This window comes from Komagataeibacter sp. NFXK3 (genome assembly GCF_054182245.1).
Genome location: NZ_JAPIVJ010000002.1, coordinates 380,810 through 398,486, shown reverse-complemented (window position 1 = coordinate 398,486; position 17,677 = coordinate 380,810). Strand labels below are relative to the sequence as shown.

Here is a 17,677-nt window from a genome sequence, read left to right as displayed (position 1 = left end):
CCTTACCCCTGTCCCTGCGGCTTGGCCGCCGTCTCATCCACCAGCACCCTGCGCCCGCCTGCCGGGGCTGAATTGAGGCGGTCGATGGTGGGGCCGGGCGTGGGGTGCTCGCCACGCTTCAGGGCCTCGATCAGCTCAAGCGTGCGCGGACCGTCGAGATCCTCGTAATAATCATCATCAACCTGCAAAATCGGCGCATTGGCGCAGGCGCCGAGGCATTCCACCTCCGTCAGGGTGAACAGCCCGTCCGTGCTGGTCTCGCCAAACGCCCTGATGCCGGTGGCCTTTTTGCAGGCCGCCGTCACATCATCCGACCCGCGCAGCCAGCATGATGTGGTGGTGCAGACCTGCAGGTGGTAGCGGCCGATCGGCTTCGTGTTGAACATGAGGTAGAAGGTCGCGACTTCGTACACCCGGATCGGCGCCATCTCGAGGCGCTCGGCCACCACATCCATGGCAATACGCGGTATCCACGCGCTGCCGGTCTGGCGGCCCATCTGCTTCTGCACCACGTAAAGCAGCGGCAGCACGCCGCTTGCCTTGCGCTCGGGCGGGTATTTGGCAAGGATCACCGCGATCTGCTGCTCGCTCTCGGCATCAAATGCGAAATGGGTCGGTTCCGCGCCCGTGGGCGCAGTGGGCTGGGTGGACATGTCGGTCACCTGTCAATCTCGCCAAACACCAGGTCGAGCGACCCGATGATGGCTACGGCATCCGCCAGCATGTGCCGGCGCGACATCTCGTCGATTGCCTGGAGATGGGAAAAACCCGTGGGCCGGATCTTGCAGCGATACGGCCGGTTGCTGCCATCGGCCACCAGATACACGCCAAACTCGCCCTTGGGCGTTTCGGTCACGGTGTAGGTGGCGCCCGGAGGCACGTGATAGCCTTCGGTAAACAGCTTGAAATGATGGATCAGCGCCTCCATCGAGCGCTTCATCTCGCGCCGTGGCGGGGGCGTGATCTTGTGGTCGAGCACCTTGACCGGGCCGGGGCGGATCTGCTCGAGGCACTGGTTGATGATCTTCACGCTCTCGCGCATCTCGGCCACGCGCACGAGGTAGCGGTCATAGCAGTCGCCCTGACGGCCTACGGGCACGTTGAACTGCACCTTGTCATAATTGTCATAGGGCTGGCTGCGGCGCAGGTCCCATGGCACGCCGGAGGCCCGCAGGCACGGCCCGCTGAAGCCCCAGGCCAGCGCCTGCTCGGTGGTGAACACGCCAATGCCCACCGTGCGCTGCTTCCAGATGCGGTTGCTGGTCAGCAGGCTTTCAAGGTCATCAATCCATTGCGGGAAGGTGCGCGCCCAGTTGGCGATGCGTTCCTCCAGCCCCGCGGGCAGGTCCTGCGCCACGCCGCCGGGGCGGACGTAATTGGCATGGAAGCGCGCGCCGGATGCGGCCTCATAGAACTCGATAAGCTTCTCGCGTTCCTCATATCCCCACAGCGCGGGCGTCAACGCGCCACAATCCAGCCCGAAGGAGGTCAGGTTGAGGATATGGTTGAGGATGCGCGTGATCTCGGCAAACATCACCCGGATCCACTTCGCGCGGTCCGGGGCCTCGATGTCGAGCAGCTTTTCCACCGCCAGCGCGAAGGCCTGCTCCTCGCACATGGGCGAGACGTAATCGAGCCGGTCGAAATACGGCAGCGCCTTGGGGTAGGTCTTGTATTCGATCAGCTTTTCCGTGCCGCGATGCAAAAGCCCCACATGCGGGATGGCGCGGGCCACGACCTCGCCCTCCATCTCCAGCACCAGCCGCAGCACGCCGTGGGCGGAGGGGTGCTGGGGGCCGAAGTTCAGCGCGTGGGAGTCGATCTCCACCACATGGCGCTTCACCTCGCCATCGGGTTCTTCTGGCAGCAGGCTGTCGGGAATGTCCGTATCGCTACGCAGGGTGACATCGCTCATCGGCTCAGCCCTTTCGCTTGATGTCGTGGCGGTCGGCATGCGCCTTTTCATCGCCCGGCAGGGTCAGGATGCCTTCCCATGGCGATTCAAATTCGAAATTGCGGAAGTCCTGCACCAGATCGACCGGTTCATAGACCACCTGCCGCCGTTCCTCGTCGTACCGCATCTCGACATAGCCGGTCAGCGGGAAGTCCTTACGCAGCGGATGCCCCTCGAAGCCGTAATCGGTCAGGATGCGGCGCAGGTCCGGCTGGTCGGTGAACAGGATGCCGAACAGGTCATACGCCTCGCGCTCCCACCATGTGGCGGCAGGCCAGAGCTGGTGCACCGACGGCACGGGATGGGTCTCGTCCGTGGTCACGATCACGCGGATGCGGTGGTTATGGGTAACCGAGAGCAGGTTGTAGACCACCTCGAACCGCTCGGCCCGGTCGGGAAAATCCACGCCACATATGTCCATCACCTGCTGGCAGGCATAAAGCGGGTCATCGCGCAGCATGGTCATGAGCGAAAGCAGGCGGTCACGCGTGGTGCGCACCACTAGCTCGCCTTTTTCGATGCCGGCGGACATGATGCCCGGCACGGTGGTGGAAAGCCGGAAGCTGATGGCCCCCAGGCTGCCCGTGACCCCACGTGGCTGGCCTGCGGGAAGGTTCTGTGCCTCAGCCACGGCGGATTGTCCCTGTCCTGCGGATCTTCTTCTGCAGTTGCAGGATGCCGTAGATCAGCGCCTCCGCCGTGGGCGGGCAGCCGGGCACGTACACATCCACCGGCACGATCCGGTCACACCCGCGCACGACGGAGTAGGAATAATGGTAATACCCGCCCCCATTGGCGCATGACCCCATGGAGATGACCCAGCGCGGCTCGGCCATCTGGTCGTACACGCGGCGCAGGGCCGGGGCCATCTTGTTGGTCAGCGTGCCCGCCACGATCATCACATCGGACTGGCGTGGCGAGCCACGCGGAATGATGCCCATGCGGTCGAGGTCATAGCGCGGCATGTAGGCGTGGATCATTTCCACCGCACAGCAGGCCAGCCCGAACGACATGGGCCACAGGCTGCCCGTGCGCCCCCAGTTGACCAGCTTGTCGAGACTGGCGACGACAAAGCCCTTTTCCGTCATCTCGCCGGTGATGCCCTTGATCACCGCATCCTGCTCCGGCCCCGGGGGTAGCATCTCGCGGTTCCAGGCAATGCTGTCAGCGGGCCGGCCTGGCCCTGATGTATCGTCGTTGCCCATTGGGGCGCCTCCCCTTGTCATGCTCAATCCCAGTCCAGCGCGCCCTTGCTCCATTCGTAAATGAAGCCGACCACCAGAACGCCGAGGAAACCCATCATGGAAGCAAAGCCGAACCAGCCGATGCGCGACAGGCTGAGCGCCCAGGGAAAGAGGAAAGCGACCTCAAGGTCGAAAATGATGAACAGGATCGCCACCAGATAGAACCGCACGTCAAAACGGCGGCGGGCATTGTCAAATGCCTCGAAACCACATTCATAGGCCGACGTTTTCTCGGCATAGGGTTTCTGGTGGCCAAAAAGCAGCGAACTGCCCAGCATGGCCCCCGCGATCACCACAGCAATGCACCCGAATATCAGCACGGGTAAATAATCAGCGATAACGGAATGCATCTTCCGTGTTCCCAACCTGTTAATACGCCGCCCGGTGTCTTTATCGACTTATGTGTGGCTGAAGGGATGCTAGACCCAACACCGTGGGGGGAACAGTTACTTAACCGTGTGCAGTCATGAACATTACCGTGAAGATGAATACAGTAACGCTTCCGTCAACACTATTTGGTCATGACCATAATAGCACGATTTATTGTTCTCATTTTTCCGTGTGGAAAAACAGGCATAAAAAAAACGCCAGTGCAATGGCATCTGGCGTGGTGCGGAACATGATGAGGGGCTGTGCGCCATAATGGCGCGAGTGACGGGGCTCGAACCCGCGACCTCCGGCGTGACAGGCCGGCGCTCTAACCAACTGAGCTACACCCGCATGGGGCATGTTCCCGTACTAACACAGGAAGACATGGTGGGCGATGACGGGATCGAACCGCCGACCCTCTCGGTGTAAACGAGATGCTCTACCGCTAAGCTAATCGCCCGCGCCCCTAGTAAGGGATTACAAAAAAGGGGGCAACCCGGAAAATGGATTGCCCCCTCTTTTTTTTCCTGAAAACAGGCGGTCTTACTTGCTGACCGCTTCCTTCAGGTTCTTGCCGGGCTTGAAACGCACGGACGTGGATTCCGGAATGTCCAGCGGTTCACCCGTGCGGGGGTTGCGGCCCTTGGCGGCCTTGCGGGTCGCCGTAACGAACGTGCCGAAACCGACCAGGCGAACTTCCTGATTGTTTGCCAGCGCCTTTTCGATTGCACCGAAAACCGCATCAACCACTTCGCCAGCCTTGGCTTTGGCCAGATCGGCTTCCTCGGCTACCGCAGCAACCAGTTCCTGCTTGTTAAGTGGCTTCTCCATTTTACGCCTTTCTTTGTACTGTGCGCTTACGCAATCGTTCAAACATCGCGCCGCATTTCTGCTCGCACTATGCCGCTGTTTTTTCTCACGTCAACCAACAGAATTCGGGGAATGACAGAGAAAACCGTCATTCCCCTCCATCATGACATTTTTGCGACCACGCACCCCTGCCCTACGGCGCTCAATGCGTCAATGCAGGTGTTGCGGCCCCTTCGGTGGAAGGAGCGGCCACCGGCTCCGTCCACTCGATCGGCTCGGGCTTTTCCACCAGCGCCTGGCCAATCACTTCATCCACATGCGAGACCGGCAGGATGGTCAGCGCCTCGGTCACCACCGTGGGGATGTCCACCAGGTCCTTCTCGTTATCCTTGGGGATGAAAATGGTCCTGAGCCCCGCGCGGTGAGCGGCCAGCAGCTTCTCCTTCAGGCCGCCAATCGGCAGCACGCGGCCACGCAGCGTGATTTCGCCGGTCATGCCCACGTCGCGCCGCACGGGGATGCCCGTCATCACGCTCACGATCGAGGTGGCCATGGCGATACCGGCCGAAGGGCCATCCTTGGGCGTGGCGCCCTCGGGCACGTGCACGTGCAGGTCGCGCTTTTCAAATAGGTCGGGGCTGATGCCGAAGGTCACCGCACGGCTACGCACATAGGACAATGCAGCCGCGACACTTTCCTTCATCACATCGCCGAGCTTGCCGGTCAGCTTGACGTTGCCCTTGCCGGGCACCATCACGCTTTCGATGGTCAGGATTTCCCCGCCCACTTCGGTCCAGGCCAGCCCGGTCACGACTCCGACCATGTCTTCCGACTCGGTCTCGCCATGGCGGAATCGCTTCACGCCTGCGTATTTTTCAAGGTTCTCGGCCGTGATCGCCACGGTCTTGGCCTTGCCAGTCACGATCTCGGTCACGGCCTTGCGGGCCAGTGTCGCGATTTCGCGCTCGAGGTTACGCACGCCCGCTTCACGCGTGTAGCTGCGAATCAGTTCGCGCAGGGCATCATCGGACACCGACCACTCGCCCGGCTTGAGGTTGTTGGCCTCCGTCTGCTTGCCCAGCAGGTGGCGCTTGGCAATCTCGACCTTCTCGTCCTCCGTGTAGCCCGACAGGCGGATGATCTCCATGCGGTCCAGCAGCGGCTGGGGCATGTTCAGGCTGTTGGCGGTGGTGATGAACATCACATCCGACAGGTCATAATCGACCTCGAGATAGTGATCGCCAAAGGTCGAATTCTGCTCGGGGTCCAGCACTTCGAGCAGGGCGGAAGACGGATCGCCGCGCCAGTCGGCACCGAGCTTGTCGATCTCATCAAGCAGGAACAGCGGATTCGAGGTCTTGGCCTTCTTCATACCCTGGATGATCTTGCCGGGCATGGAGCCGATATAGGTGCGGCGGTGGCCACGGATCTCGGCCTCGTCGCGCATGCCACCAAGCGACATGCGCACATACTGCCGCCCCGTTGCCTTGGCGATGGACTTGGCAAGCGAGGTCTTGCCCACGCCCGGCGGCCCCACAAGGCACAGGATCGGCCCCTTGAGCTTCTGGGCGCGACTCTGCACGGCCAGGTACTCGATGATGCGTTCCTTGACCTTCTCCAGCCCGTAATGGTCGGTGTCGAGCACCTTCTGGGCCTCGGACAGGTCATGGCGGACCTTCGAGCGCTTCTTCCACGGAATGCCCAGAATCCAGTCGAGATAGTTGCGCACCACCGTCGACTCGGCGGACATCGGGCTCATGCTCCGCAGCTTCTTCAGCTCGGCCAGGGCCTTTTCGCGCGCTTCCTTGCTCAGCTTGGTCTTGGCGATTTTTTCCTCAAGCTCGGCGGTCTCGTCCTTGCCGTCCTCGCCTTCGCCCAGTTCCTTCTGGATCGCCTTGAGCTGCTCGTTGAGGTAGTACTCGCGCTGGGTCTTTTCCATCTGCCGCTTCACGCGGTTCCGGATGCGCTTTTCCACCTGGAGCACGCCGATCTCGGCTTCCATATGCGCGAAAACCCGCTCCAGGCGTGCATTCACGTCCTGGATCTCGAGGATTTCCTGCTTTTCGGGAATCTTCAGGTTCAGGTGGCTGGCAATGGTGTCCGCCAGCTTCGACAGGTCATCAATCTGGTTGAGCGAGACCAGCACCTCGGGCGCGATCTTCTTGTTCAGCTTGATGTACTGCTCGAACTGGCCGATCAGCGTGCGGCCGATGGCCTCGGCTTCCTTGCCGTCGGTTTCCTGCTCGGGCACGTCCTCGATCTCGGCCTCGAAGTGGCCATCGACTTCGTGCAGCGCAGTGATGTGGGCGCGCCTGCCGCCCTCGACAAGCACCTTGACCGTGCCATCGGGCAGCTTGAGCAGCTGCAGGATGGTGGAGACCGTGCCGTAGCGATAGATGTCATCGGGCGTCGGGTCATCCTGCGCCGCGTTCTTCTGGGCCACGAGCAGGATCTGCTTGTCGCTGCGCGTCACCGCCTCAAGTGCGCGGACGGACTTCTCGCGCCCCACGAACAGGGGCACGATCATGTGCGGAAAGACGACAATATCGCGCAGGGGCAGGACAGCAATCGTGTCACGCGTCGTGTCGTCTTCAGCCTCCTCCACGCCACGCGTGGTGGCGACGGGGGTGCCGGCCGTATTGGTCTCGGTGGTTTCCGTGCCTTCAGGCACGGGAGTCAGTCTGTCAGTTTCAGACATATTGTTTTTTTGACCTCCTGATGGACGATCCCGGATGGGCACCCAACCATGTGGCCTGCCCATCCGTTGCGCCGCATATGCGACAACCTCACTTCAATGTTGTCACGACGCGCCACCACCACAAGCCCGGTGGCGACAATTCGGCGTAAAGCGGCCAGACCGTCAGGCGGACTGTTCGGCCGGCTGGTTCTTGCCATACACATAGACGGGCTGCGCCTTGCCCTCGGCCACTTCCTTGTTGACCACCACTTCCTCGACATTCTTCAGGCCGGGAAGGTCGAACATGGTCGACAGCAGGATGCTCTCGAGAATGGCGCGCAGGCCACGGGCGCCCGTGCGCCGCGCAATGGCGCGCTGGGCCACCTGGCGCAGCGCATCCTCGGTAAAGGTGAGCTGCACGTCCTCCATCTGGAACAGGCGGGCATACTGCTTGACGAGCGCGTTCTTGGGCTTGGTCAGGATCTCGATCAGGGCTGCCTCATCAAGGTCCTCGAGCGTGGCGACCACGGGCAGGCGACCGATGAACTCGGGGATCAGGCCGAATTTCAGCAGGTCCTCGGGCTCCACCTCGCGCAGCACGGCGCCCATGCGCCGCTCGTCGGGCGACTGCACATCGGCGCCAAAGCCGATGCCCGAGCCCTTGCCGCGCGCGCTGATGATCTTGTCCAGCCCCGCGAACGCGCCACCGCAGATGAACAGCATGTTGGTGGTGTCCACCTGCAGGAATTCCTGCTGCGGATGCTTGCGCCCGCCCTGCGGCGGCACGGAGGCCACGGTGCCTTCCATGATCTTGAGCAGCGCCTGCTGCACGCCCTCGCCGCTCACGTCGCGCGTGATGGAGGGGTTGTCCGACTTGCGCGAGATCTTGTCGATCTCGTCGATATAGACAATACCGCGCTGGGCCTTCTCCACATTGTAGTCGGCCGCCTGCAAAAGCTTGAGGATGATGTTCTCCACATCCTCGCCCACGTAGCCCGCTTCGGTCAGGGTGGTGGCGTCGGCCATGGTGAAGGGCACGTCAAGGATGCGGGCCAGCGTCTGGGCCAGCAGGGTCTTGCCCGAGCCGGTGGGGCCGATGAGCATGATGTTGGATTTTGCAATCTCGACATCATTGTTCTTCTGGGCATGGGCGAGGCGCTTGTAGTGGTTATGCACCGCAACCGACAGCACCTTCTTCGCATGACCCTGCCCGATGACGTAATCATCGAGAATCTTGCAGATCTCACGCGGCGTAGGCACCCCGTCGCGCGACTTGACCAGATGCGTCTTGTGTTCCTCACGGATGATATCCATGCACAATTCGACGCATTCATCGCAAATGAACACGGTGGGACCGGCGATCAGTTTGCGGACCTCATGCTGCGACTTGCCGCAGAACGAGCAGTAAAGCGTATTCTTGGAATCGCCGGACTTGTTATTCATAACCGCTCCTATTCCCGCCTGGGGGAACTTCTCCATACCTTGCGACCGGGCAAAAAACGCTGCCTGGACCGCCGCAGGCAATCCTTCCCCACCGGGGCCGGGAGCGCGCCTGCGAACGCGCCCCCTGATGCAGATTACTCTGCAGGTTTTGATGCAACGTTACGACGGACCACTTCATCCACAATGCCGAATGCCTGCGCCTCTTCGGCAGACATGTAGCTGTCGCGCTCCAGCTTCTGCTCGATCTCCTCGAGCGTGCGGCCGGTGTGCTCCTTGTAGATCTCGTTCAGGCGCTGGCGAATGGTCAGGATTTCCTGCGCCTGGATCTCGATGTCGCTGGCCTGGCCCTGCGCCCCGCCTGAAGGCTGGTGCACCATGACGCGCGAGTTGGGCAGCGCGAATCGCCGCCCCTTCTCGCCGCCTGCCAGCAGCAGCGACCCCATCGAGGCCGCCTGCCCGATGCACACCGTGCTGACGGGGCAGCGGATGTACTGCATGGTGTCATAGATGGCGAGCCCCGCCGACACCACGCCGCCGGGGCTGTTGATGTAGAACGAGATTTCCTTGCTGGGGTTCACGCTTTCCAGATAAAGCAGCTGCGCGGAAACCAGCGCCGAGACCTGGTCATAGACCGGCCCGGTAAGAAAGATGATCCGTTCCTGCAGAAGGCGGGAATAGATGTCGAATGCCCGTTCCCCGCGGGAGGTCTGCTCGACCACCATCGGTACCAGAGCGTTATTGAAGATCTCTACGGGATCCCGATCCCTCATAGCCATATTCCCGATCCTGAAAAGCAAGGGCCCGTTCCACGTTACCCGCCCGGTGCAGGAGGCACGGACAGCGCAGGCGCAGCCGGACCCTTCCCGGTTACTTATGACAAAATAGAGACAAACACGCCAGATACCACCCCACCCCTGTCATTTTGCCAGAAACGGGCCGCACAATCGGGGCGTGTTCCCCTATCCACAAACACATACGGCGCGCGGAAGTCCCCTTCCGCGCGCCGCAGGCGTTACCTATGCCGCCAGAGCGGATCAGACGTCAGCTTCCGGCATTTCGGCCAGTTCTTCCGGCGTCACGACCTTGTCCTCGACCTTGGCCAGCTCGACGATGTAGTCGATGACCTTGTTCTCGAAGATCGGGCCACGCAGGCCATCGATCGCCTGCGGGTTCTTGCTGAAATATTCGAACACGGCCTGTTCCTGGCCCGGATAGCGCGCGGCTTCGGCCCGGACGGCGTGAACGATTTCTTCCTGGGTCACGGTGATGTTGTTCACACGACCGATTTCAGCCAGCAGCAGGCCGAGCTTCACGCGGCGCTCGGCAATCTTGCGATAGTCGGCGCGCAGGGTGTCCTCGTCCTTGTCCTTGTCTTCCTCATCGAGGCGGCCGGCCTTGCGGTCTTCCTCGATGCGGGCCCAGATCTGGCCGAACTCGGCCTCGACCATGCCCGGAGGCGCCTGGAAGTCGGTCTTTTCGGCCAGCTTGTCGAGCAGCTCGCGCTTGAGGCGCAGGCGGGAAAGCTGGTCATATTCCTGCGTGACCTGCTGCGTAATCAGCTCGCGCACCTGCTCCAGCCCCTCGAAGCCGAGCTTCTTGGCCAGCTCGTCGTCGATCTTGGCTTCAATCGGGCGCTTGAGCTCCTTGACCTTGATGTCGAAGGTGGCTTCCTTGCCCGCAAGGTGCTCCGCGCCGTAATCGGCGGGGAAGGTGACGGTGATCACTTTTTCTTCACCGGCCTTCATGCCCACGATCTGCTCGGCAAAACCGGGAATGAAGCCCGCGCCGCCGAGTTCGACATTCACGTCGTCAGCGGAGCCGCCTTCAAAGGCCGTGCCGTCAACCTTGCCCACGAAGTCCACCGTCACCACGTCGCCATCGGCGGCGGGGCGGTCTTCCTCGACCTTCTCGAACTCGCGCTGGCGGCTCGCAATTTCCTTGAGCGCCTTGTCCACCGTCTCGGCATTCACCTCGGACTTGAGGCGCACGAGCGACAGGGTGGACAGGTCGGGAATGGTGATCTCGGGCAGGACCTCGAATTCGACCGTGAACTTCAGGTCTTCCTTGCTGCCCGGCTCGCTGCCCGAAACGAGGTCAACCTTCGGCTGCATGGCAGGGCGCAGGCCGCGCTCGTCAAGCAGGGTGCGGGTCGCGTCGCTTACGACCTGCTCCATCACCTCACCCTGCACGGATTCGCCATAACGCTGCTGCAGGATGCTCATCGGCACCTTGCCCGGGCGGAAACCCGGCAGCTTCATGGACTGTCCAACTTCTTTCAGGCGCGCGGTGCGCTTGCTCTCGATTTCTGCTGCGGGCACCGTAACGGTGAAACCGCGCTTCAGGCCATCGGAAAGCGTTTCAGTAACCTGCATCTGCCAGGCCATCCTCTCGGTCAGAACGTGTCAAAGAACGCAAGAAGCCGGTTGGGGCCACCACGTCTGCTCGCATAACGCGACTTGCCGGGATCATTGGTACGGGCGGAGGGACTTGAACCCCCACGGCTTGCGCCACCAGAACCTAAATCTGGCGTGTCTACCAATTCCACCACGCCCGCACAGTGCCCAGCCTGTAAGCGCGCGGCTTTAGCGCACCACAGGCCATGGGGCAAGACGCGAAGGAAAGAGGATTGGGCTTTTCAGCCAAAAACTTTTTTCGCCATGCCCTCCGCCCGGTGGCGGGCGGCGCCGATATGGCGGTCGAAATCCTCGGCCAGCGGCCATTCGCCGGCATGCAGCGCCGCATCGCCATGCAGCCATACCCCCGCGCACGCCGCCTCCCACGCGGGCATGCCGGCGGCGAGCATGGCGGCGATGATGCCGGTCAGCGTATCGCCCGAGCCTGCCGTACCCAGCATGGGGGTGGCGTGTTCATTGATCGCCACGCGGCCATCGGGCGCGGCAATGATGGTATCGGGCCCCTTGAGCACCGTTACGGCACCCGTCTCGCAGGCGGCCCTGCGCGCGGCCTCCACCCGGTCGGCACCCGGCTTGCCGAACACGCGCGCAAATTCGCCGATATGCGGCGTGATGATCGCCGCCCCCTTCAGCCGCTCCGGGTGGCCTGCCGCCATGCTGAAGGCCCCGGCATCGGCAATCACCGCGCGCCCTGCCCCCACCAGGGCGGGAAAGACCGCCGCCACCTCCGCCACCGAAAGGCCGGGGCCACACACCCACACATGGCGGCGCCCGTCTTGCAGCAGGGTTTCCAGCGGGTCGGAATCCACGATCAGGCCCGCGGGCGCGGTCATGCGGTAGACCTCCGCGCTGTCGCCCACGGCCAGCCGCACCAGCCCCGCCCCCGCCGCGCGCGCGCCCGCGGCGGAAAGCCGGGCCGCCCCCGGCATCTCGCGCCCGCCACAGATGCTGACCACGCCGCGGCTGTATTTATAGGAACTGACCGTGCAGGCCGGCGTGCGCCACAGGCCGGGTTCATTGCGCCAGGTGCGAATCGGCACATCCCCGATTGCGGATTCGGGAATGCCGATATCGGCCAGCACGGTGCGGCCGCACAGCGTGCGGCCGGGCAGCAGCAGGTGGCCGGGCTTGAGGCGGCAGAAGGTCACGGTCATCTCGGCCTGCACCGCACCACCGCGCACGCCACCCGTCGCCCCATCCACGCCGCTGGGCATGTCGATGCCCACGATGCGCCGCGCAGCCCCGAGCACGGCCAGCACATCGGGCGCCACATCGCGGCTCAGCCCCGCGCCGAACACTGCGTCCACCATCAGGTCGAAGGCTGCTGCGCTCTCGGGCGCAAACGGCACCATCGGCCCATGCCACAGGGCGGCGGCGGCCGCCGCGTCCCCGCCGGGGCGCGGCATGGCAAGGGCGGCTACGGAAACCGGCCAGCCCTGCTCGGCCAGCCTGCGGGCGGCAACGTACCCATCGCCGCCATTATTGCCCGGCCCGCACAGCACCAGCACCCGGCACGGGCGCATGTGCTGGCGTATGGCGCGCGCCACGGCGCGGCCCGCGTTTTCCATAAGCGTTGATACCGGCACGCTACGGGCGGCGGCGGCGTCGATCTGGCCCATCTGCGCCGGCGTGGGCAGCACCAGGCGGGCGGCCTGAGGGGCTTGCATCTGTTCGTTCGCGGGCATGTTCTTTTCCCTTTCCCGGCAATTGGCTGCCGCACTGGCCTTGCACATGATACAGGAATGAGGAAACAAGCATCCCGCATCCTGCTTTATGCAGGTGAGCGTTTTCCTTATTCCTTACCCCCGCAAGGAGGCTTCATGTCCCTTTCCATTGTCTGGAGCCTTGTGCTCGCACTCCATATTACAGGCATGGCGGCCTGGGTTGGCGGCATGATGTATGCGGCCTTCGTGCTCAAGCCCAGCCTGAACCTGCTTGATGCAACACAGCGCGCCTCGGTGCATCTGCAGACGCTGAACCGCTTCTTCCGCATCGTGTGGCACACCATGCCCATGGTGCTGGTGAGCGGCTGGCTCATGATCTGGCATGAAGGCGGGTTTGCGCTCGTGCCGTGGCAGATCAACCTCATGCAACTGTTCGGCCTGATCATGGCGGGCATATTCGCGCGCATCTATTTCGGCCCCTACCAGAAGGCCCGCCGCGCCCTGCGCCCGCAGCCGGGGCAGTTCGACTCGATCCGCTCGCTGGTGCTGCTCAACACCGGCATCGGCATCCTGACCATCATCACCGCCTGCCTGGCCCATCCTTTCTGACAAATATGGGGTGCAACCTCACGCCCCCTTGATTTCCATTGCAAATCTCGATACGCACAGGGAATGTGGCGCTTTGAGGGGTTTATCCCCGTTGCGTGTCACACTCCCCTTCCCTGCATTGCTGCAGGTACATCAGGGACGGCAGCCTGATACAGCGCGACACGGTGGCAATCGGACGGGGCCATATTCATCTGCTGATACGTTCGAGAGTAATTTGAGCGCCAAAAAAACGTCCCCCGCCCCGACCCGTTCCGCAAAGAAGGCGGCAGCCCCGGCTCCCGCCACCAGCACGGATGCCGCCCTGCCGCCTGACGCGCCAGAACAGGCCACCCCGGCGCAGGAAGAGGCGCTGCCCCTGTTTTCGGAACTCGGCCTGTCCGAGCCCATCCAGCGCGCCATTGATGAAATGGGATACCGTCATCCCACCCCCATCCAGGCGCAGGCCATCCCCTATGTGCTGATGGGCCGCGACGTGCTGGGCGTGGCCCAGACCGGCACGGGCAAGACGGCGTCGTTTACCCTGCCCATGCTCGAGATCCTTCAGGGCTCACGCGCCCGGGCACGCATGCCGCGCTCGCTGATCCTTGAGCCCACGCGCGAACTCGCACTGCAGGTTGCCGAGAATTTCGTCAATTACGGTAAGCACCTCAAGCTGACCCATGCGCTGCTGATTGGCGGCGAGAGCATGGCCGAGCAGAAGGAAGTGCTCAACCGCGGCGTGGACGTGCTGATTGCAACGCCGGGCCGCCTGATCGACCTGTTCGAGCGCGGCGGGCTGCTGCTGACCCAGACGAAACTGCTGGTGATCGACGAGGCCGACCGCATGCTCGACATGGGGTTCATCCCCGATATCGAGAAGATCGTGGGCATGCTCTCACCGCTGCGCCAGACGCTGTTCTTCTCGGCCACCATGGCGCCTGAAATCCGCCGCTTGGCCGATGCGTTCCTGAGCAACCCCAAGGAGATTACGGTCAGCCGCCCCTCCTCCGTGGCGTCCACCATCGAGACCGGGCTTGCCATTGTCGATGCGGCGGACAAGCGCCGCGCGCTGCGCAAGCTGCTGCGTGAGGCGGACATGCAGAACGCCATCGTGTTCTGTAACCGCAAGCGTGATGTGGATGTGCTGTGCAAATCGCTGATCAAGCATGGTTTTTCAGCCGGCGCGCTGCATGGCGACCTGCCGCAGTCGGTCCGGTTCTCCACCCTTGAGGCGTTCAAGTCGGGCGCACTGCAAATCCTCGTCTGCTCCGACATCGCGGCACGCGGCATCGACATTGGCGGCCTGTCGCATGTGTTCAACTTCGACCTGCCGTTCCATGCCGAGGACTACGTGCACCGAATCGGCCGTACCGGTCGTGCGGGCCGCACCGGCCATGCCTACAGCCTCGCCACCCCCGACGAGGAAGCGCTGGCCCAGGCCATCGAGAAACTGACGGGCAAACCCATACCCCGAATTGAGGTCAAAGGCGTGGATAACCTTGAATGGTCGGATGAGCCACGCCCCGCGGGCGGTCGTCGCAAATCCCGCACGGAAGGCGGCTCGCGCCGCAAGAGCAACGCGGCCACCCCGGCCCCGGCACCCACATCGGCTGCATCTGCTGCCCCGGTTGAGGAAGCCGCACCCGCGCCCAAGCCTTCGCGCAGCCGTTCCGCGCCTGCCTCGGGCGCAGGCCGCCGCGATCAGGGCCTGCTGCCAGCCGCCCCTGACCATACCATTATCGGGTTTGGCGATGATGTCCCGGCCTTCATGCAGTTGCCGCGCCGGGAAAAGCCCGTCGTCCCGGCTGACGAATAAACAGCGCCAGCATGGAACACGACATGGCCGGTGCCACCAAGGTGGTGGCGCTTGGCAATGACGGGGATGGCATAGCCGAGACCCCGGCAGGACGAATATTCATCCCCGGCGCCGTGCCGGGCGATGAGGTGGCGCTTGGCGCAATTCAGGGCAGTCACGCGGCCCTTGAGCGCATCATTACCCCCAGCCCGGACCGGGTCACGCCGCCCTGCGCCCTGTTTGGCCAGTGCGGTGGCTGCCGCGTGCAGCAGATGACGCTACCCGCCCTGCTGGCATGGAAGGCGGGGCGCGTAACCGGGGCGCTACATCGCGCGGGCTTTGATACCATTCCCACGCCTGCCACCGTGCAGGTTGCCCCGCAGGGGCGGCGGCGCGTTGATCTGGCCTTCCGCCGTGAAGGCAGGCACATCGTGCTCGGGCTGCATCGCCGCCGGGGCGATGTGGTGGACATGACCGCGTGCACCCTGCTTGACCCCGCCCTGTTCGCCCTGCTCTCGCCGCTGCGCGACATGCTGCATTCTCTGCCCGGCGTGCATGCGGGTGGCGACCTGCAGATCAACCTGCTCGATAGCGGGCCGGACCTGCTGGTTACGATGGATGGCAAGCCGGATGCCAATGACCGGCGCATTCTGGCCCAGTTCAGCAAGGCGCATGGCATACCGCGCATCTCGCTGGGTGGCTCGCCGCCTGAAACGCTGGCGCTGAACGGGCCGGTCTTTCATCATTTTGATGGCGTGCGCGTCACACCGCCGCCCGGTGCCTTTCTCCAGCCTGCCCGCGCTGGTGAGGATGCCATCAGGCAAGCCGTGCTGACCGCACTCCCCACCAAGGGGCTGAAAGCAGGCATCATCGAGCTTTATGCTGGCTGTGGCACGCTGTCCTTCGCGCTGGCCGCCCATGCCAAGGTGCTGGCCTATGAAGGGGACCGGGCGGCGCTCGGCTGCCTCAAGCAGGCCAGTGGTGGCACCCGGGTGCTGCCCGCGCTGCGCGACCTGAACCGCCAGCCTGTCATGGCGGCCGAACTGGCCAAGGCCGCAGCCGTGGTGCTTGATCCGCCCCATGCGGGCGCAGGCGCGCAGATGGCGCAGGTCGTGGCGGGCAGGCCGCGCCATCTCATTTATGTCAGTTGTAATCCGGTTGCCCTGCAGCGCGACCTGACGCCGCTGCAACAGATCGGCTACCAGGTGGAGCGCCTGACGGTGATCGACCAGTTCCTGTGGTCAACCGAGGTCGAGGCCGTGTGCGTGCTCAAGCTGCCGGGTACGGGCAAAAATCACCGGCGCTAAAACAGGCAAAAGTTTTTGGTGAAGCTTTTTTCAAAAAGCTTAAAAAAAATGCCGCCTTTTTGCAAAAAGGCGGCACCCAAAAACTCACATTTCTATCTGCGGCAATCAGACGTGGAAGCTTTCCCCGCAGCCACAGCGGCCTTTTTCGTTCGGGTTGGTGAAGGTAAAGCCGGATTCAAGCTGCTTGACCTCGTAATCCATGACCGAGCCGATCAGGAACAGCGTGGCCTTGCGGTCCACCAGCAGGGTCACGCCCTTGTCCACCACCACTTCATCACCGGGGCCAGCCTTTTCCACAAAGCTCATGTCATAGGCGTGGCCCGAACAGCCCTTGGTTGAAACCGCGATGCGCAGCAGGTGGCCTGCGTTCTTGGTCTGGTAGAGTTTTTCCAGCCGGGCGGCGGCCCGGTCCGTCAATGTCATGAGCGGCGGCAGGGCGCGGCGGGCGGGGGCTTTTGCGGGTGTGGCTGTCTGGTGTTCGGTCATGGCACAGTCCCCTTGAGGGTTCAGAACATGTTCAGGGCAAGGCGGGCATCTTCGCTCATGCGCGACATGTCCCATGGCGGCTCCCACACGATCTCGACCGTGGCAGTGGTCACCGTCTCGATCTTTTCCACGGCTTCCTTCACCTGCACGGGCAGTTCCTGCGCGCTGGGGCAGTTGGGGGCCGTGAGCGTCATCTCGACCTTGACCGATCCATCCTCATGCAGGTCGATGGCGTAAATCAGGCCAAGTTCGTAAATATTGACCGGAATTTCGGGGTCATACACCGTGGCGATGGCCTCGATCACCGAGTCCTCATCGGGCATGGCCGCCTTGCCTGCGGGGGCAGCGGGCTGCTCGCCATCCGGTGTCCAGGCCGATACGGGGGCCGCTTTCGGGGCAGGCGCATCGCTGGCCTCAAGGGAAAAATGCCCGGTCTCTTCCGCCATGCCGATGGCAGGCTCTACCTGATTTTTCTCGTCCATGAGACTTTCACCTGTCTTTATCATCATTGAGCATATCAATCAGTGCCGACCACGGCAGCAGGGCGCAACGCCTGCGCGAACGGTGCTGGTGCAGCGGCGCAAAGGCCGCAAGCTCACCCAGGCCCGCCGGGGCCGTGCCGGTTTCAACCGCCTCGACCAGCTCCGCGTGCAGCCTACCCACATGCGCGCGGTCCTGGCCCGTTACACGCCCGGCCATGAGGTCGGCGGAGGCAGCGCAGATGGCACAGCCCCGCGTTTCATGCCGGATCGCCTCGATCCGCCCCTGCCCGTCCAGCACCGCATGCAACTGCACCCGGTCGCCACACAGCGGGTTGGACCCCTGCCCGTTCAGCGTGGCCGCAGGGAGTGGTCCGGCATGCTGCGGTGCCCTGGCCCGCTCCAGCACCACGGTGCGGTACAGATCATCCTGCGCCATCATCTGCC

17 protein-coding genes and 3 tRNA genes are annotated in these 17,677 nt (G+C 63.3%); 3 read left to right on the top strand and 17 right to left on the bottom strand.

Features of this window, described 5'->3' with window-relative positions; all coding sequences use genetic code 11:
- Positions 1–2: 2 nt before the first annotated feature.
- The 14 genes from OQZ28_RS04070 to OQZ28_RS04005 all read right to left on the bottom strand — a co-directional run bounded on the left by OQZ28_RS04070 (position 3) and on the right by OQZ28_RS04005 (position 12,578).
- Positions 3–653: a complex I 24 kDa subunit family protein gene (locus OQZ28_RS04070; protein ID WP_458135206.1), complete on the bottom strand. Its 651-nt coding sequence runs from the start codon at positions 651–653 to the stop codon at positions 3–5.
- A gap of 5 nt (positions 654–658) precedes the next feature.
- Positions 659–1,915 (bottom strand): NADH-quinone oxidoreductase subunit D, encoded by a 1,257-nt coding sequence (locus OQZ28_RS04065; RefSeq protein ID WP_130730520.1) that lies wholly within the window; start codon positions 1,913–1,915, stop codon positions 659–661.
- Between the two features lie 4 nt (positions 1,916–1,919).
- A complete protein-coding gene (locus tag OQZ28_RS04060; RefSeq protein WP_408884446.1) occupies positions 1,920–2,486 on the bottom strand; it encodes an NADH-quinone oxidoreductase subunit C in 567 nt (188 codons plus the stop codon).
- Positions 2,487–2,577: 91 nt separating this feature from the next.
- A complete protein-coding gene (locus tag OQZ28_RS04055) occupies positions 2,578–3,159 on the bottom strand; it encodes a NuoB/complex I 20 kDa subunit family protein (RefSeq protein WP_061272189.1) in 582 nt (193 codons plus the stop codon).
- 23 nt (positions 3,160–3,182) lie between these two features.
- Complete coding sequence (locus OQZ28_RS04050; RefSeq protein WP_061272187.1) at positions 3,183–3,548, bottom strand: NADH-quinone oxidoreductase subunit A; 366 nt, start codon at positions 3,546–3,548, stop codon at positions 3,183–3,185.
- A gap of 293 nt (positions 3,549–3,841) precedes the next feature.
- Positions 3,842–3,918 (bottom strand) — tRNA-Asp (locus OQZ28_RS04045).
- Positions 3,919–3,952: 34 nt separating this feature from the next.
- Positions 3,953–4,027: transfer RNA gene (locus OQZ28_RS04040), tRNA-Val, on the bottom strand.
- An 83-nt stretch (positions 4,028–4,110) separates the two neighbouring features.
- A complete protein-coding gene (locus tag OQZ28_RS04035) occupies positions 4,111–4,398 on the bottom strand; it encodes an HU family DNA-binding protein (protein ID WP_061272185.1) in 288 nt (95 codons plus the stop codon).
- A gap of 181 nt (positions 4,399–4,579) precedes the next feature.
- Positions 4,580–7,075, bottom strand: a complete 2,496-nt coding sequence (gene lon, locus OQZ28_RS04030) for an endopeptidase La (protein WP_458135205.1) — start codon at positions 7,073–7,075, stop codon at positions 4,580–4,582.
- A gap of 162 nt (positions 7,076–7,237) precedes the next feature.
- Positions 7,238–8,497, bottom strand: a complete 1,260-nt coding sequence (gene clpX / locus OQZ28_RS04025) for an ATP-dependent Clp protease ATP-binding subunit ClpX (protein WP_078524412.1) — start codon at positions 8,495–8,497, stop codon at positions 7,238–7,240.
- A gap of 134 nt (positions 8,498–8,631) precedes the next feature.
- Positions 8,632–9,267, bottom strand: coding sequence for an ATP-dependent Clp protease proteolytic subunit (locus tag OQZ28_RS04020; RefSeq protein WP_061272180.1), 636 nt, complete (start codon positions 9,265–9,267; stop codon positions 8,632–8,634).
- Between the two features lie 264 nt (positions 9,268–9,531).
- The gene (tig, locus tag OQZ28_RS04015) at positions 9,532–10,869 is read right to left on the bottom strand and encodes a trigger factor (protein ID WP_458135204.1); all 1,338 of its coding nucleotides are present in this window, start codon (positions 10,867–10,869) and stop codon (positions 9,532–9,534) included.
- 97 nt (positions 10,870–10,966) lie between these two features.
- Positions 10,967–11,051: transfer RNA gene (locus OQZ28_RS04010), tRNA-Leu, on the bottom strand.
- 81 nt (positions 11,052–11,132) lie between these two features.
- Positions 11,133–12,578, bottom strand: a complete 1,446-nt coding sequence (locus tag OQZ28_RS04005; RefSeq protein ID WP_458135242.1) for an NAD(P)H-hydrate dehydratase — start codon at positions 12,576–12,578, stop codon at positions 11,133–11,135.
- 153 nt (positions 12,579–12,731) lie between these two features.
- Between OQZ28_RS04005 and OQZ28_RS04000 the strand changes: the two genes are divergently transcribed.
- The 3 genes from OQZ28_RS04000 to OQZ28_RS03990 all read left to right on the top strand — a co-directional run bounded on the left by OQZ28_RS04000 (position 12,732) and on the right by OQZ28_RS03990 (position 16,265).
- Entirely contained in the window at positions 12,732–13,184 is a 453-nt protein-coding gene (locus OQZ28_RS04000) for a CopD family protein (RefSeq protein ID WP_458135203.1), read from the top strand.
- 214 nt (positions 13,185–13,398) lie between these two features.
- Complete coding sequence (locus tag OQZ28_RS03995) at positions 13,399–14,979, top strand: DEAD/DEAH box helicase (protein ID WP_458135202.1); 1,581 nt, start codon at positions 13,399–13,401, stop codon at positions 14,977–14,979.
- An 11-nt stretch (positions 14,980–14,990) separates the two neighbouring features.
- Complete coding sequence (locus OQZ28_RS03990; protein WP_458135201.1) at positions 14,991–16,265, top strand: class I SAM-dependent RNA methyltransferase; 1,275 nt, start codon at positions 14,991–14,993, stop codon at positions 16,263–16,265.
- Between the two features lie 105 nt (positions 16,266–16,370).
- Here the strand turns inward: OQZ28_RS03990 and OQZ28_RS03985 are convergent, their stop codons facing one another.
- From OQZ28_RS03985 to sufU, 3 genes are read right to left on the bottom strand one after another with little or no spacing between them, the layout of a single operon-like run.
- Positions 16,371–16,751 carry a HesB/IscA family protein gene (locus OQZ28_RS03985; RefSeq protein ID WP_130730528.1) on the bottom strand — a complete coding sequence of 127 codons (381 nt, stop codon included), beginning with the start codon at positions 16,749–16,751 and terminating at the stop codon, positions 16,371–16,373.
- 20 nt (positions 16,752–16,771) lie between these two features.
- Positions 16,772–17,233, bottom strand: a complete 462-nt coding sequence (locus tag OQZ28_RS03980) for an SUF system Fe-S cluster assembly protein (protein ID WP_458135200.1) — start codon at positions 17,231–17,233, stop codon at positions 16,772–16,774.
- A 7-nt stretch (positions 17,234–17,240) separates the two neighbouring features.
- Positions 17,241–17,669, bottom strand: a complete 429-nt coding sequence (gene sufU, locus OQZ28_RS03975; protein WP_458135241.1) for a Fe-S cluster assembly sulfur transfer protein SufU — start codon at positions 17,667–17,669, stop codon at positions 17,241–17,243.
- Positions 17,670–17,677: the final 8 nt, after the last annotated feature.

Coding starts and splice junctions, on each gene's coding strand:
- OQZ28_RS04050 (WP_061272187.1), bottom strand. CDS start 3,548: ATGCATTCCGTTATCGCTGATTATTTACCCGTGCTGATATTCGGGTGC.
- OQZ28_RS03985 (WP_130730528.1), bottom strand. CDS start 16,751: ATGACCGAACACCAGACAGCCACACCCGCAAAAGCCCCCGCCCGCCGC.
- tig (WP_458135204.1), bottom strand. CDS start 10,869: ATGCAGGTTACTGAAACGCTTTCCGATGGCCTGAAGCGCGGTTTCACC.
- OQZ28_RS03990 (WP_458135201.1), top strand. CDS start 14,991: ATGGAACACGACATGGCCGGTGCCACCAAGGTGGTGGCGCTTGGCAAT.
- clpX (WP_078524412.1), bottom strand. CDS start 8,497: ATGAATAACAAGTCCGGCGATTCCAAGAATACGCTTTACTGCTCGTTC.
- OQZ28_RS04035 (WP_061272185.1), bottom strand. CDS start 4,398: ATGGAGAAGCCACTTAACAAGCAGGAACTGGTTGCTGCGGTAGCCGAG.
- OQZ28_RS04055 (WP_061272189.1), bottom strand. CDS start 3,159: ATGGGCAACGACGATACATCAGGGCCAGGCCGGCCCGCTGACAGCATT.
- OQZ28_RS04065 (WP_130730520.1), bottom strand. CDS start 1,915: ATGAGCGATGTCACCCTGCGTAGCGATACGGACATTCCCGACAGCCTG.
- OQZ28_RS03980 (WP_458135200.1), bottom strand. CDS start 17,233: ATGGACGAGAAAAATCAGGTAGAGCCTGCCATCGGCATGGCGGAAGAG.
- lon (WP_458135205.1), bottom strand. CDS start 7,075: ATGTCTGAAACTGACAGACTGACTCCCGTGCCTGAAGGCACGGAAACC.
- OQZ28_RS04020 (WP_061272180.1), bottom strand. CDS start 9,267: ATGAGGGATCGGGATCCCGTAGAGATCTTCAATAACGCTCTGGTACCG.
- OQZ28_RS04000 (WP_458135203.1), top strand. CDS start 12,732: ATGTCCCTTTCCATTGTCTGGAGCCTTGTGCTCGCACTCCATATTACA.
- OQZ28_RS04060 (WP_408884446.1), bottom strand. CDS start 2,486: ATGTCCGCCGGCATCGAAAAAGGCGAGCTAGTGGTGCGCACCACGCGT.
- OQZ28_RS04070 (WP_458135206.1), bottom strand. CDS start 653: ATGTCCACCCAGCCCACTGCGCCCACGGGCGCGGAACCGACCCATTTC.
- OQZ28_RS04005 (WP_458135242.1), bottom strand. CDS start 12,578: ATGCAAGCCCCTCAGGCCGCCCGCCTGGTGCTGCCCACGCCGGCGCAG.
- sufU (WP_458135241.1), bottom strand. CDS start 17,669: ATGGCGCAGGATGATCTGTACCGCACCGTGGTGCTGGAGCGGGCCAGG.